Origin of the sequence: Psychrobacter sp. KCTC 72983 (assembly GCF_014280455.1) — a bacterium.
In the GTDB taxonomy this organism is placed as follows: Bacteria; Pseudomonadota; Gammaproteobacteria; order Pseudomonadales; family Moraxellaceae; genus Psychrobacter; species Psychrobacter pacificensis.
Genome location: NZ_CP060390.1, coordinates 1,515,359 through 1,528,726, shown reverse-complemented (window position 1 = coordinate 1,528,726; position 13,368 = coordinate 1,515,359). Strand labels below are relative to the sequence as shown.

The 13,368-nt window shown below is 43.5% G+C and carries 15 protein-coding genes; 7 read left to right on the top strand and 8 right to left on the bottom strand.

Annotation, left to right across the window (positions count from 1 at the left end; translation table 11 throughout):
• Positions 1 to 92: 92 nt before the first annotated feature.
• Entirely contained in the window at positions 93 to 311 is a 219-nt protein-coding gene (locus PSBA01_RS06560) for a DUF2788 domain-containing protein (protein WP_071002875.1), read from the top strand.
• Between the two features lie 35 nt (positions 312 to 346).
• Here PSBA01_RS06560 and PSBA01_RS06555 read toward each other — a convergent pair whose 3' ends face one another.
• Genes PSBA01_RS06555 through cmoA form a run of 4 tightly spaced genes read right to left on the bottom strand, consistent with a single transcriptional unit; the run spans position 347 to position 2,656 of the window.
• On the bottom strand, positions 347 to 541 hold the full coding sequence (locus tag PSBA01_RS06555) for a hypothetical protein (RefSeq protein ID WP_186473519.1): 195 nt from the start codon (positions 539 to 541) through the stop codon (positions 347 to 349).
• A gap of 18 nt (positions 542 to 559) precedes the next feature.
• A complete protein-coding gene (locus PSBA01_RS06550; RefSeq protein ID WP_186473518.1) occupies positions 560 to 730 on the bottom strand; it encodes a hypothetical protein in 171 nt (56 codons plus the stop codon).
• A gap of 34 nt (positions 731 to 764) precedes the next feature.
• Positions 765 to 1,817, bottom strand: coding sequence for a tRNA 5-methoxyuridine(34)/uridine 5-oxyacetic acid(34) synthase CmoB (gene cmoB, locus PSBA01_RS06545; RefSeq protein WP_071002873.1), 1,053 nt, complete (start codon positions 1,815 to 1,817; stop codon positions 765 to 767).
• A 50-nt stretch (positions 1,818 to 1,867) separates the two neighbouring features.
• Complete coding sequence (gene cmoA / locus PSBA01_RS06540; protein WP_186473517.1) at positions 1,868 to 2,656, bottom strand: carboxy-S-adenosyl-L-methionine synthase CmoA; 789 nt, start codon at positions 2,654 to 2,656, stop codon at positions 1,868 to 1,870.
• Between the two features lie 224 nt (positions 2,657 to 2,880).
• Here cmoA and msrA point away from each other — a divergent pair, with 224 nt between their 5' ends.
• From msrA to PSBA01_RS06520, 5 genes are all read left to right on the top strand, one after another.
• On the top strand, positions 2,881 to 3,402 hold the full coding sequence (gene msrA, locus PSBA01_RS06535) for a peptide-methionine (S)-S-oxide reductase MsrA (RefSeq protein ID WP_093070446.1): 522 nt from the start codon (positions 2,881 to 2,883) through the stop codon (positions 3,400 to 3,402).
• 137 nt (positions 3,403 to 3,539) lie between these two features.
• Positions 3,540 to 4,205, top strand: a complete 666-nt coding sequence (gene tmpT, locus PSBA01_RS06530) for a thiopurine S-methyltransferase (RefSeq protein WP_186473516.1) — start codon at positions 3,540 to 3,542, stop codon at positions 4,203 to 4,205.
• Between the two features lie 60 nt (positions 4,206 to 4,265).
• Positions 4,266 to 4,793: a DUF1499 domain-containing protein gene (locus PSBA01_RS06525; protein WP_228724527.1), complete on the top strand. Its 528-nt coding sequence runs from the start codon at positions 4,266 to 4,268 to the stop codon at positions 4,791 to 4,793.
• Positions 4,760 to 4,978, top strand: a complete 219-nt coding sequence (locus PSBA01_RS13275) for a DUF1499 domain-containing protein (RefSeq protein ID WP_323970241.1) — start codon at positions 4,760 to 4,762, stop codon at positions 4,976 to 4,978. Before PSBA01_RS06525 ends, PSBA01_RS13275 begins: the two co-directional genes overlap by 34 nt.
• A 239-nt stretch (positions 4,979 to 5,217) precedes the next feature.
• Positions 5,218 to 6,678, top strand: a complete 1,461-nt coding sequence (locus tag PSBA01_RS06520; protein ID WP_186473515.1) for a lytic murein transglycosylase — start codon at positions 5,218 to 5,220, stop codon at positions 6,676 to 6,678.
• A gap of 121 nt (positions 6,679 to 6,799) precedes the next feature.
• Here the strand turns inward: PSBA01_RS06520 and PSBA01_RS06515 are convergent, their stop codons facing one another.
• From PSBA01_RS06515 to PSBA01_RS06500, 4 genes are all read right to left on the bottom strand, one after another.
• Positions 6,800 to 7,099 (bottom strand): hypothetical protein, encoded by a 300-nt coding sequence (locus PSBA01_RS06515; RefSeq protein WP_058024783.1) that lies wholly within the window; start codon positions 7,097 to 7,099, stop codon positions 6,800 to 6,802.
• Positions 7,100 to 7,336: 237 nt separating this feature from the next.
• Positions 7,337 to 8,404, bottom strand: coding sequence for a DUF4062 domain-containing protein (locus PSBA01_RS06510; protein ID WP_186473514.1), 1,068 nt, complete (start codon positions 8,402 to 8,404; stop codon positions 7,337 to 7,339).
• Between the two features lie 165 nt (positions 8,405 to 8,569).
• Entirely contained in the window at positions 8,570 to 9,460 is an 891-nt protein-coding gene (gene murI, locus PSBA01_RS06505) for a glutamate racemase (protein ID WP_223335100.1), read from the bottom strand.
• Between the two features lie 275 nt (positions 9,461 to 9,735).
• The gene (locus PSBA01_RS06500) at positions 9,736 to 10,419 is read right to left on the bottom strand and encodes a DUF1285 domain-containing protein (protein ID WP_186473513.1); all 684 of its coding nucleotides are present in this window, start codon (positions 10,417 to 10,419) and stop codon (positions 9,736 to 9,738) included.
• A gap of 453 nt (positions 10,420 to 10,872) precedes the next feature.
• Here PSBA01_RS06500 and PSBA01_RS06495 point away from each other — a divergent pair, with 453 nt between their 5' ends.
• Positions 10,873 to 12,510, top strand: a complete 1,638-nt coding sequence (locus PSBA01_RS06495) for an electron transfer flavoprotein-ubiquinone oxidoreductase (protein WP_186475467.1) — start codon at positions 10,873 to 10,875, stop codon at positions 12,508 to 12,510.
• The last annotated feature ends 858 nt before the right edge of the window (positions 12,511 to 13,368 follow it).

Below are 13,368 nucleotides of genomic sequence, written 5' to 3'. Positions count from 1 at the left end.
AACCGCTTACACGTTATAATGATGGTTTATATTGCGCTTCTATGACGCTTTTACGCCATAGAAGACGCGTTATTACCCTATAGGATTACGCTATGTTTGCTATTGCTGCCAGTACGGTCACCAGTTGGGGCTTGTACGTCTTACTGCCGATATTCATCGCTTTCTTATTCTTTATCATGTGGGATATCTCTAAAACTTCTGATGCTGGGCGCGCAGGTACCTTTTGGATCTTTTTGGCCCTTGGCGCAGGCTCTGTTGGTTTCATCCTTAAAATAGTCATGGAAGTCGCTTTCAAAAAATGGCTGATATAATCAGTCATTTTTCGTCATTAAATCCCAAATATTTCTTATCGAGCCTTATCGATAATTGCTTGTGTTTGCTTAGCAGATAGATCATATAATGCAGCGTCACTTCCAGCGGGCTGCAATGTCCCATAGTTTTTATTATTTAACCACAGCTCAGCCTTATCTTTGGATACTTTTGATGCCAACTGAATTTGTGCCTTTGGCAGCGCTACTTTTGGCGATACGGTGAATAGCACTGAAGCAGGCTTATCTATTTAGGCGTCACTTGAGTAGCCTGCCACTCGGCAAGTACGCGTATTATCACAAACCACTTGCCAGTCGTCTTGTACAAAACCTGAATCTTTGGATGATGTCCCGTATCCTGCGAGAGCAGGTAGCGATAGCAAGCTGATGGTAGCTACAATAAAAGTCTTTGATGTCTTCATAATGCTTGCCTTACGTTAGCTACCACCATCAATGCTACTTTTTCGCAATCAAAGTCGCACGCATGGGTGCAGGATATCCTTCGATGGTCTTAGTTGAGTCATTAGGATCTAAGAAGTCTGCTAACGAATGATAGGTCATCCATTCGGTTTTTCGTTGTTCCTTCATTGAGGTGACAGCCACATCGACACAACGCACTTCTGAGAAACCTGCTTTTTCTAGCCAGCCTATCAATGCGGCGACCGATGGTAAAAAATACACGTTATTCATCTGCGCGTAGCGGTCGTGCGGTACTAGGACTGTATTGGCATCGCCTTCGATAACTAACGTCTCAAGCACTAGCTCACCGCCTTTGACCAACTGCCCTTTCAACTGTTGTAAATGCTCGAACGGTGACTGGCGATGATAGAGCACACCCATGCTAAATACGGTGTCAAACAGTTGGCTATGCTCTGGCAAGGCCTCGAGCGGCACAGGAATATAATGCGTACGGTAACGGCCTGTATTATGAGTATGGGCATCCGCGCTACCGACAAAATGACGAATCGCCATAAACTGATGGTAAAACAAGCATGACGGATCAATAATAATGACCGTGTCCGCGCCAGCCCCTGCCATACGCCAACCGTGATAGCCAGAACCTCCGCCCACATCCAATACACGCCGACCATCAAGCCTACTTAAATGCGGCGCAACACGTTGCCATTTCCAATCACTATGCCACTCGGTATCGATCTTAATACCTGACTCATCATCGCCGATTTGACCGCCAATCTGAAATGGGCCTTTACGCCACGGCATCAACTGCTTTAATAACGCCGTTGTTTGTTTGCGCTGAGACTCATTTAGACTTGCCTCAATCGTCAATATATCGCTGTTGAGATCGACGTGATTGACAGCCAATTGTGGTAAACGAGCGACTGACGCTTGATAAGCAGGCGCATGTGCGTAGTTAGCTTTGTCCTTGATGTCATTTAACCATGTTGGCAGTCGCGTCAGCCACTCATAAGCGCTCGGCTGCTGCTGAGCCAGCTCTAATAGGGTTAAATATAGTTCGCGTTCGGCGTGCGTGATGGTGTCGTTTAGCATAGAAGCAGATTACCGTAATGATTAAGAAATAACTGTGTTAAAAGTAAGGATTATTTAAACGCCACAATAGAGACAAAATTTAAAAACTGAAACCACGTCAGATGACGTTTAAAGCCAACCTGATCTAACCGTGCATGATGCTCATCTAGCGTATCGGTAATTAGCACGTTTTCTAATGCATTACGTTTGCCACTGATTTCCATTTCGGTATAGCCATTGGCACGTTTAAAATCATAATAACGCTCAACCAACCACGCATCATACTGCTCATCAAAGGCATGAGTTTTTTCGGTTAATACCAGTATGCCGCCTTCGCTCAAGGCCGCATAAATTTTTTCTAATACTTCGACTCTATCGGCTGCTGGTAAAAACTGTAGCGTTAGGTTTAAAATCACCATGTCGCATGGCTCAAGCTCAACGTCGCGAATGTCTGCAGTAATGACTTCGATATCGTGCTCAGGATAATTGTCACTCAATAACGTCGTGGCTTCGGTCGTCATCGCGGGGGAGATATCAATCGCCTTAATCTGCAAATCTTGCGGATCAAACTCACCAGCCAGCGTCATACTGGCGGCACCAAGCGAGCAGCCCAAGTCATAAACACGGCTAACGCGCTGACCATTATCACTTTGCTGACGATACTTGCAGTGACGACGGGCAAATATGGGCAGCATGGCCAATACCTGACCATAACCGGGTACGCTACGGCGAATCATATCGGGGAAACAAGCCACCACTTGCTCATCAAAAGAAAAACGCGCCGCTTTATCTAATGGCGTGGTAAACGGTTTATCAAAAAGGGTATCATGTTTGATAATGGCAGGCTGGGATTGGCTCATGGGGCGACTCGTATTCTGTGATAATAGAACGTAAATAAGAAAGTACTTGGCAGTTTTGCTCGCGCTATTTATCGATAGCAAATCAACGTAGCAAAAGCCCATTATAACATTACTGTTTGTTACTTATCGCCACCAGATGCCCTGCTAAGCTAAACGACATTGTTTGATAGATAACACCTAGGCAAACAACGATGATTTTATATTTATAAAAATAGGAAAAAATTATGCAAACAATCGTATTAGGCGGTGGCTGCTTTTGGTGCACCGAGTCTGTCTTTTTATCCGTAAAAGGCGTGCAGTCTGTCGTTTCAGGCTATATGGGCGGCGATGCAGTATCAGCCAATTATGAAGCCGTATGCGGTGGTGACACTGGACACGTCGAAGTCATCAAAGTCGAGTTTGATGACTCTGTCGTACCGTTGGAAGTCATCCTCGACGTATTTTTTGCCACGCATGATCCCACAACGATGGATCGTCAAGGCAATGACGTTGGCAGTCAGTATCGCAGCGTGGTCTTTTATACCGAGGAAGATCAAAAACCAACGGTTGATCGCACCATTAATAAGCTGCGTGATATGGGCATCAATGTCGTCACAGAAGTACACCCTGCTGTTGAATTTTACCGCGCAGAAGAGGCGCATCAAGACTTCTTTAACAGAAATCCAGGACAGGCTTATTGCAATTTTGCCATACCACCAAAGCTTGCTAAATTGCGTAAAGAATTTAGTCAATATATGACGAGCTAAACGATTGATTAACAAATCCTGCTTGCTAACAGCCAAATGCTTATAAAATAGGTGTTTGGCTTTTTATTGTGTTCAGCATTTTCAAATAAGACGTTATTATAAAGATATCAACAAATACCTATAGATAGGCGTAAATTATGAATCCCGAATTTTGGCACAAACGCTGGCAAGAAAAGCGTATCGGATTTAATCAGTCAGCTGTTAATCCGTTATTAGTCAATTACTTTGACCAATTAGACTTATCCACGGGTAGTCGCATCTTTGTGCCTCTTTGTGGAAAATCTATCGATATGATTTGGCTCGTGGCACAAGGGTATGATGTGGTGGGCGTTGAGTTGGTTGAGACAGCCGTACAAGCATTCTTTGCTGAACAAAATATCCAACCTATTGTCTCTCAGCATGTAGAAAATCCAGATATTAAATGCTACCAAGGTCAGCTGGTAGATGGTGATGAGCAGCGAACTATTACACTCTGGGCTGCTGATATCTTTGCCTTGACCTCTACAGATCTAGGTACTATCGATGCGATATATGACAAAGCAGCTTTGATTGCTCTGCCAGCTGATATGCGTCCCGACTATAGCGAACAGATACGTAAAGTTAGCGACAATGCGCCACAATTGCTAATAACGCTTAATTACGATCAAAGTAAAAAAGATGGGCCGCCGTTCTCTATCAATCATGAGCAAGTGCAGCAGTATTATGGCAGCCACTATCAGATCTTTCAGCTAGCAAGCGAGCCTAGCTCTATTGGCTCCATGCCTGACCTAAAAGTGACAGAGCAGGTTTGGCTATTGAAATAAGCAACAAAGAATTGGTTTGCGCAGCAATGAGTTAGTACTCAATCACAGAGAAGAAGCACAATGAAAATATTCGTTGGTCTGATAAGTTTGATTGCTGTCTTACTGGTCGTGCTCGCAGGGCCACTTTATAAGTTTGTCATGATCGGTTTAGCGACTGCATTTACAGGGTTTAAATTTGGGGTATTTGCTGGTATCGCGGCATTGATACTACTAGCCATACAGCTATTGTTTAAACGAAACAAGGCGAGTATTGGTAGCGCGTTAATCTCGGCAGTGCTTGCCATCACTGCCATTGCTATCCCTTTAAGCATGATGAATACCGCCAAAAACGTACCGCCCATCCATGATATTTCTACCGACTTGATGAACCCACCTGCATTTGTCGCCATTGCTCCACTACGCGCTGATGCACCCAATCCAGTCGCTTACGATGGTATCGAGACCGCAGAGCAACAGCGTATCGGTTATCCTGAATTACAGACATTACGCTATGACCAAACGCAACCTGAATTGGTTGCGGCAAGCACACAAGCCATTGAGAACTTGGCTGGGAGCTGGTCAATATTGATGCAGACAAAGGTATTATAGAAGCGACGGATACCACTGCTTGGTTCGGTTTTATAGACGACGTCGTCGTCCGTATCACGGATAGCGAGAATGAACGTTTAGTCGATATACGTAGTAAGTCGCGGATTGGTGGCGGCGATTTGATTAAAAATGCGGCGCGGATTCATGGCTTTATTAAAAAGTTGGATAATTTGCTAGCTAAGTAGATAGGTTCTATTTGCTAAAAAATATCTGAAATTTAAATGCTGTCTGACACTTTGAACTTTTAGCTCAACAAAATACTCTCCCAACCTCACGCCATCGTCAATTTATCGTAACCATTCATAATCTTAGTACTTCGACAGCTTTTCTTTACTGTTTAGATTGGTTACTCTACCTTGATACCACTTTTAGTCTTTTGATTTTTGTCTCTTAGCAACCAACTTAACGTTTATAGGATATTTTCATGCGTTTGACTCCTTTTTCTACCTTGTCATTGCTTAGTGTTGCAGTTGGCATTAGCCTTGCGAGCACTGCCCAAGCAGCTCAGCCCCCCGCTCCAGATCTGTCCAATAGTGAATTTCAGCAATGCTTGGATGGCCTAAAAAATTCGAGCAAGTTTCGCGGTGTCAATAGCTATACCTTTAACAACTATCGTCCAAGCCAGCCTGATCCTAGTGTCATTCAGTCACTCAACTATCAGCCAGAGTTTCAAAAAGATGTCTGGGATTATCTATCCGCGCTAGTAGACAAAGAGCGTGTCGAAGATGGTATCCGTGCCAAGCGCCAGTGGCGTGACACGCTGCACCAAATCGAATCGCGCTATGGCGTAAAAGCGGAGCATGTGCTTGGTGTGTGGGGCGTAGAGTCTAACTTTGGTCAGACGCTGGGCAAAAAGCCCTTGTTTGAATCGTTAGCGACGTTGTCTTGTTTTGATCGTCGTCAAAGCTATTTCCAAGGTGAGTATGCCAATGCCCTAAAAATCGTACAAAATGGTGATATCGCGCCCAATGATATGACAGGCTCATGGGCAGGTGCGTTTGGGCAAACGCAGTTTATGCCTAGTACCTTCTTAGAGCTAGCAGTAGATGGTGATGGTGATGGACGTCGTGACCTTGTTAATAGTGTGCCTGATGCGCTCGCCTCTACTGCAAATTTTTTAAACAAACGTGGTTATCGTACGGGCGAGCCTTGGGGTTATGAAGTCAAACTACCTGATGGATTTTGGGCGGCTTCCAACCGTAAAGACAAAAAATCTATCAGCCATTGGCGCAATCAAGGTCTAACGCTGGCTAACCGCAGTCCGCTGCCTTATGACTTGAGTCGTGCGGGTTTATTGCTACCAGCTGGTGTCGATGGTCCTGCGTTTTTGGTTGGTAAAAACTTTGATACGTTCTACTCGTATAACGCTTCAGAAAACTATGCCTTGGCTATCGCCCATTTATCAGATTTGATCACTCGCGAAGACAGTAGCAAAACAGACTTTATCACCGCTTGGCCAACAGACGATCCTGGTATCAGTCGTCAGCAGGCAAAAGATATTCAGCAAGCCTTGTTAAATGCAGGATACGATATTGGCGGTGTGGATGGCATCATTGGGGACAATACCCGTACCGCTATCCAGCAATATCAGACCAGTCGTGGCATTTTCCCAGCAGATGGACGCGCAGGTCAGAAGTTCTATCGTGCTATCGTTGGTAATGCAGCACCCAGTCAAGGGCAGTACGGTCAGCCAGCAAATAGCCGACCTTTGAACCCTGCGCCTGCCGATCGTATGGGACAGCTAATTGAGCAGCAGACCACTACGCCTAATAGCTATTCTTCTCAACCATCGATAAGTCCTTCAACTTCTACTAATACGCGCTATCGCCGTGTTGCTAGTGCCGATGGTACGATCAAGCTAGTTCGCATTGACGAAGGGTCATAATAATGTAACGAATAGTCCTACCGTAAATCATTAAAAAAGCCACGCTATAATTAGCGTGGCTTTTTTATGTTTGATGCCTAGTGAAGACCTTCATCTATCGCATCGATATTTGAAGAAAGATTTAGACAATGGGTGGCGGGTTTGGCTTACCGTTGTCACCGTCCCAGTTCTCACGAGCGTTATCATCTAGATCAGCAGCCGTTTTTGGCTCCCACTTACCATTTTCTTTCCAAGTCGCATCACCCCAGTCTTCATCTTCTGCTTTTCTATCCAAATCTTTGTAGGCTTGGCTTGGATCGATGCCGCGACGTTTCATATCTGCCACTTGTTCTTCTAGTGTATGAAATTGATCAGCGTCATGCATGTTTTTCTCTAGACCATCAAGCTCTCTTAATAACTCGTCATTTTTAGCGTTGCTCATTATGCGCTCTCCTTAATCGATCAATAGTGTAGTACGTTTTATGCATTTTTAATTTTAATACCAATTTTAATATAAATAAGATCAGTATCTGATGGTTCTTATTATCACGAGTCTTGAGTCGATTCACAACCATTGCCGCGTATGCTTTGTATTACAGAACGTAGTCAGGAGCATAAGATGTATTTTTGCCCATATTTTATGAAAAGCTAAAAGGTGAACGTATGCCAAAACCTAATGTCATTCATCTGTTTGAGCGTTTTCAGCTTCTAGTAGGCCTCTGGCATAAAAAGTGAGCTTCCAAAGCTCTTGTGACAAACGTGCACCGTAGGTCGTCAATTGTATCCAGTTTGCGCTTACCAGCTGACGTTGTAAATTATTGAGATCATCTTGAGAGATTTGGCAGCGGGAGACAGCGTGAACGTTTGGCATATCGGTTTTGATATCAAGCTCAGCTTTTGGCGCGATTAAGCGATTGACCGCATTTTGTAACCCATAGCTCGAAAATGTCGACGGTATTTTCATTAAGGTGATTAATACTTCTTGCCAAGATAATATTACTTCTCTGGTAACATCCTTCAAGTTACCACCTTCATAAGCTTGAGCACTATATTGCACATCAAACGTTTGTGTCAATACAATTGGTTTGCTAACATTGTCAGCCGCAAAACCCTCATCAACAGAACGTTCTTTCTTGGTATCAGTATTAGTATTAGTATTAGTATTAGTATTAGTATTAGTATTAGTATTGGTATTGGTATTGGTATTTTTATTCTTAGATAAGAGATCAGCAAGTCTTTCGGCGACCGTTTGTCGACTAAATTTAATCATCTCCTCAGTCGCTCTCACCCAGCCACCTCTCACTTTATGACTGGCTACTGCGCTGTAGTAGGCTTGTACGAGTAACGCTTCGATATCGTCCTCTGTATCATAGTAATAAATCTGATTTTCTTGCCTAGAGACGAGTTTAATCAGTTCTTGTAATTGGCGACTGACACCCGTTTCTTGGTAGTGATTTTTGACCAAAATCAGTAGCGGTTTTAGTTTGGCTTTGGCATTCAAATAACTCAAATGCATTTGGCTTACGCCTGTCTTTTGTACGGCTCCGTAACTGTCTCCAATGATCATCAATGCATAATCACACGAGTCGATACATTGTCGGCCATATAATGAGGCCCTTGGCAGTTTGCTAGATACGTCGTAAGTCAGAAATGCGCGCGCCTGAAAAAATATCGCCACGCTGTCCAAGACCAATAATTGATCATTATCAGCACATATAACATGAATGTGATAGCGGCGATGTGGCACGATTACCTCTGAGCTTAGGTTGCGGCATAAAAGGGGATAAAACGAAATAGAGCACAAATATCTTGTTTTACATCAACTCGCACAGTCTTGCGAAAATACATTCGACGTATTTTAACTAAATCCATACTACAATAAAGGTTTTTGCATAAATATCTTTGCTAAATATTACTCAGAATAGTATTGCAGTATAGTCTCTTGACCAAGTAAGCGTTCAATCAAAGCGCTTAGTCTATCACTATATTTAGTCGCATGGAAAGTTAATGGCTGTCTAATATCGACATTTGTCCTATCGATTGTATTCAAATTATGGATACTTGTCTTGTTCAAAAAAGCCGTGGCGAGTTTATTTTCGCTCAAAAGCTGCTTAACTCGTTCAGCAATAGCTTGCCCAGAGTCAACCACCTGTATGGCCAACTGCTGCTGCGCAATTTCGTCTAATAAAAAAGATTTAAAAAATGGATAATGTGTACAGCCTAGCACGAGATGATCAATTCCTTCATTTGCAAATACTTGTATTTGTTGGCGCAAGCGCTGCGCCGTCTCATCTTGTACTGGCATGCCAGCCTCAACCCAAGGTACCAGCTGTGGATCAAAATATTTTGTCACCACCGTACCATTTGGATTGGCAAAATTGGTAATAACGTCATTAAGCAGCCGGCCATTGAGCGTCGCCTTAGTGGCCAATACCGCGACATGACCGCTGTTGCTTGCCAATATCGCAGGCTTTAACGCTGGTACTAGACCTACAATAGGCATATTCGGATAAGAGCGTCTCGCTGTATCTAGGGCATAAGCTGACGCACTATTACAAGCGATCACAATCAGCTTACAGCCTTGCTTATGCAGCCATTCAACGGCTTTTAGCGTGAGCGACTCGATATCATCGCTCTCGCGGTTGCCATAAGGGACATTTAAAGTGTCTGCATAATATATATAGCGCTCATTAGGTAGTTGCTGGGCTAAATGCAAATAAACCGATAAGCCGCCAATCCCCGAATCGAATAGTCCTATCGGAGCACGCTGGGCATCATCAGTGCTGGTTGCATCGATAACCATTGCATTTATGCCAACGTTGTTAATAGAAGTCTTTGACAGCACATAACTATCCAAAATATTTGTTTGTTCTATATTTGCTTGACTTGTTGTCATCTGATTTGCAGCACTCGCCATCGTTACTTCACCGCCACTTTTAGATACATATCATCATCTCTATATTATCTCTGATTTCTACTCAATCAGAGATATCTGCGTTTCTTGTATTATGACATCTCCACTGATGAAATGGATTTTATTGTCATAATCTATAAATACTGCTGTTGATGTATTAACGTTTAACGGTCTGGCATAGTTATAGAGTAAGACTTCCCACCGCTTTGTAACGTCAACATCGTCTTACCATCATGCTCTGTTAGTTCACCAATCTCCGTCAAATGATAAAAGGTATTTCGTCCAATCAGCGCGTTCAGACCATTTCTTACTGGCATATAAGGGCGTACTTGCGACTCATCTATACGGTCTGCGGCATTATCAGGCTGATATGCTTGTAAGCTAATGGGATGCTCATCGTCCAAGCGCACCACGTCACCGGTGGTGGTCACAAACTCCAACCAGCTCACCTCATTTTCTTTTACGATACCGACATCATTGATCAGCAATGGCACATCTTCTACTTGAATACGAATTTTTTGCACAGGAGTTTTCAAAAAATATTCGGTTACACCGTCGTTCTCTTCTTTCCACAAGATGGTTGCAAAGAGATTGACGAGTGACTGTCTGGTCATTTTCCCACCCTCATGCCACCACTCGCCATTTGCTTTTATCACCAGATCCATATCGGCAATATTTTCTGGATGCCATTTATCAAGCGGCGGTATTGCCCTCCCTTCACGAGTGGCAGCGGTTGATTTGAGATATTGGCTGAGGGCATTCATATTATTTAGACTGGAGGTCTTATTGACTGGGGCTTCCAAATTATTTCCGTTATTCCCATCAGTATAATTGTTATCATTATTCATCGCACAATCCTTTATCTAGTATTCAAAGTTTGGCAAATCTATTATTACTATAAATTTTCGTTTCGGGTATGATGAAGCTTTATCATCTAAACACCCTTATTGTTTCAATATAACCTTAACACCGTTGCTCATAAATGCGTATCGTGTTTGTAGGACTTTTCTTTTATAATGAGTAACGATTTTTTATTGAAATGGTCAAGTGGATTTTGTATTGATGACACATTTTTATCGGGCAGCCATATGTCTGAGTGACGTTAGCGCCGCAAATCTATTATTCGGTTGTTACGCTAATGATGCCCTGAGATAAGCCACTAAAGTTTAGGAGTAGGTATGCAAGAGCAAGACAATCAAGCGCCAGTTGTAGACAGCACTACTGTAGACGCTGACGCACCAGTAGTAACAGAGACGGCAGCGCCAGTCGTAGAGCCGGAACCTGAGATCGAGCGTGAGTCCATGGAGTTCGATGTCATCATCGTTGGTGGTGGACCTGCAGGTCTCTCTGCGGCTATTCGTTTACGTCAGCTCGCTATTGAAGCCGGTAACGATGAGTTTATGGTGTGTGTGGTCGAAAAAGGCTCCGAATTTGGTGCCCATACCTTATCAGGTGCAGTCATCGAACCACGCGCCTTGAATGAGCTGATTCCAGACTGGAAGGACAAAGGCGCTCCACTTAACGTACCAGCGACGGAAGATCGGTTTTATTATCTAAACTCTGCCACACGTTCAACTCAAGTACCGCACTCATTGATTCCAGGCCCAATGCATAATGACGGTAACTACATTGTCTCATTAGGCAATGTGGTTCGTTGGTTGGCTGTACAGGCAGAAGAGCTTGAAGTGATGATGTTCCCAGGATTCCCTGCCGATGACATCTTATACAATGACGATGGTTCGGTAAAAGGGATTTTGACTGGTGATATGGGTGTGGCTGCCAATGGCGAAGCCAAGCCAAGCTTCGAGCCTGGCTATGAGCTGCTGGCCAAATACACTATTTTTGCCGAAGGCAGCCGTGGACACTTGGGCAAACGCTTAATCAGTCGTTTTGATCTAGATAAAGACTCTGATCCTCAGCATTACGGTATCGGTCTAAAAGAATTGTGGGAAGTCGAGCCTGACAAGCATGAGCAAGGCGTGGTCATGCACGGTCTTGGCTGGCCGTTGACCGAAACTGGCTCAACTGGCGGATGGTGGTTGTACTTCGATGAAAACAACCAAGTAAGCTTTGGCTTAGTGGCGGATCTGTCTTATCACAACCCTTACATGTCGCCATTTGATGAGATGCAGCGCTTGAAGACCCATCCTGTTATCAAGCGTGTTCTAGAAGGTGGTAAGCGTATTTCTTATGGTGCCCGAGCGTTGACTAAAGGCGGGCTTAACTCATTACCAAAATTCACATTCCCAGGCGGTGTGTTGGTGGGTGATGATGCTGGTTTCTTGAACCCCGCAAAAATCAAAGGCACCCATACCTCGATGAAGTCAGGCATGCTCGCCGCCGAAGCGATCTTTGAAGCGCTACAGGCAGAGCGTCAGCATGACGAAGTAGTGGCTTATAGCACCATGTACAAAGAATCATGGCTCTATCAAGACAACTATGAGGCACGCAACTTCTCTCCTGCAATCCACCGCATGGGTCTGTTTATGGGCGGTGCTTTCACCTTTATCGAGCACAACTTATTAAAAGGCAAAATGCCGCTGACCTTGCATGATAATGTACCAGATTACGATCAGTTAGAGCGCGCCAATCATGCTTATCAGCCGACTTATCCCAAGCCTGATGGCAAGCTGGTATTTGATAAATTGTCATCGGTATTCATCTCAAATACCAACCACGCAGAGGATCAACCAACGCATCTGAAGCTGACTGATCCAACCGTGCCTATCTCAATCAACTTACCGCTCTATGCTGAGCCTGCACGCTTGTATTGTCCAGCGGGTGTATATGAAGTGGTCAAAGATGCTGAAGGCGCCAAATTCGTCATCAATGCGCAGAACTGCGTGCATTGTAAAACATGTGACATCAAGGACCCATCACAGAACATCACGTGGGTAACCCCAGAAGGTGGCGGTGGCCCTAACTATCCAAACATGTAAAAGATGATGTAACATCATAAAGATCAATAAAAACCGCTCTTCTCTATATAAAGAGAAGAGCGGTTTTTTCGTTTAAGCAGACTATAGTCAATCAATATTAAAAGTGGTACAAGGCAGACGAGTGCAAGTACTACAGTAGTAGGCTAAACGAGTCTAACGCTGTAACGCTTTAATAGTGGTTCGACTATATGTTGACCTACTACTTATAACTCTAAACTCTCTGAGAGTAGAATCTAATCCATCCAAGCATGACGATTGGCCTCGTCTTTCGGCTTCACGCAGCTGTCAGGATTAAAGATGGTTTTCCGTTCTATAAGCTGATTTTACAATCAGCACAATCGCTGCTGAGAGTTGGCTACAGTGAGCCATGTCTTAAAAACATCATGATGACTGCTTGATGGTTATTGTTCGCTGCACAAAGACGAAGGCCATCGCTGAAGTACAGTCTAGCGATAAGTGACGGTATTTTGACTAAAGCGCGGCTATTTCGTTCAGCTTATATCTTTTTTTACCTATTCTATGAACCATAAAATCTATACATTCAATTTATTGCTGCCATTTTATAACCGTATTCATTTGTATCCATACGCAATAATTAACTTTTGTTTTATTAAATAGTGGATATCACCTTTATTTCAATTAAAAATACGATATTAGTAATAATTTGCCTACAATGTCCGATTACCGTTATACTCGAATCCACATGAGGACAAGATCATTATTGGGATAAAAAATATTAGCAATCAGCCATATTTTTTAGCATTTTACATCACCATGAAGGTTGTGGATTTAACAAAATTGACGTATAACTTTCCATATATCGGATATTTATTTATGTGAGTAAAACATTACCTGTTT

Coding starts and splice junctions, on each gene's coding strand:
- PSBA01_RS06560 (WP_071002875.1), top strand. CDS start 93: ATGTTTGCTATTGCTGCCAGTACGGTCACCAGTTGGGGCTTGTACGTC.
- PSBA01_RS06550 (WP_186473518.1), bottom strand. CDS start 730: ATGAAGACATCAAAGACTTTTATTGTAGCTACCATCAGCTTGCTATCG.
- cmoB (WP_071002873.1), bottom strand. CDS start 1,817: ATGCTAAACGACACCATCACGCACGCCGAACGCGAACTATATTTAACC.
- cmoA (WP_186473517.1), bottom strand. CDS start 2,656: ATGAGCCAATCCCAGCCTGCCATTATCAAACATGATACCCTTTTTGAT.
- msrA (WP_093070446.1), top strand. CDS start 2,881: ATGCAAACAATCGTATTAGGCGGTGGCTGCTTTTGGTGCACCGAGTCT.
- tmpT (WP_186473516.1), top strand. CDS start 3,540: ATGAATCCCGAATTTTGGCACAAACGCTGGCAAGAAAAGCGTATCGGA.
- PSBA01_RS06525 (WP_228724527.1), top strand. CDS start 4,266: ATGAAAATATTCGTTGGTCTGATAAGTTTGATTGCTGTCTTACTGGTC.
- PSBA01_RS06520 (WP_186473515.1), top strand. CDS start 5,218: ATGCGTTTGACTCCTTTTTCTACCTTGTCATTGCTTAGTGTTGCAGTT.
- PSBA01_RS06515 (WP_058024783.1), bottom strand. CDS start 7,099: ATGAGCAACGCTAAAAATGACGAGTTATTAAGAGAGCTTGATGGTCTA.
- murI (WP_223335100.1), bottom strand. CDS start 9,460: ATGGTTATCGATGCAACCAGCACTGATGATGCCCAGCGTGCTCCGATA.
- PSBA01_RS06500 (WP_186473513.1), bottom strand. CDS start 10,419: ATGAATAATGATAACAATTATACTGATGGGAATAACGGAAATAATTTG.
- PSBA01_RS06495 (WP_186475467.1), top strand. CDS start 10,873: ATGGAGTTCGATGTCATCATCGTTGGTGGTGGACCTGCAGGTCTCTCT.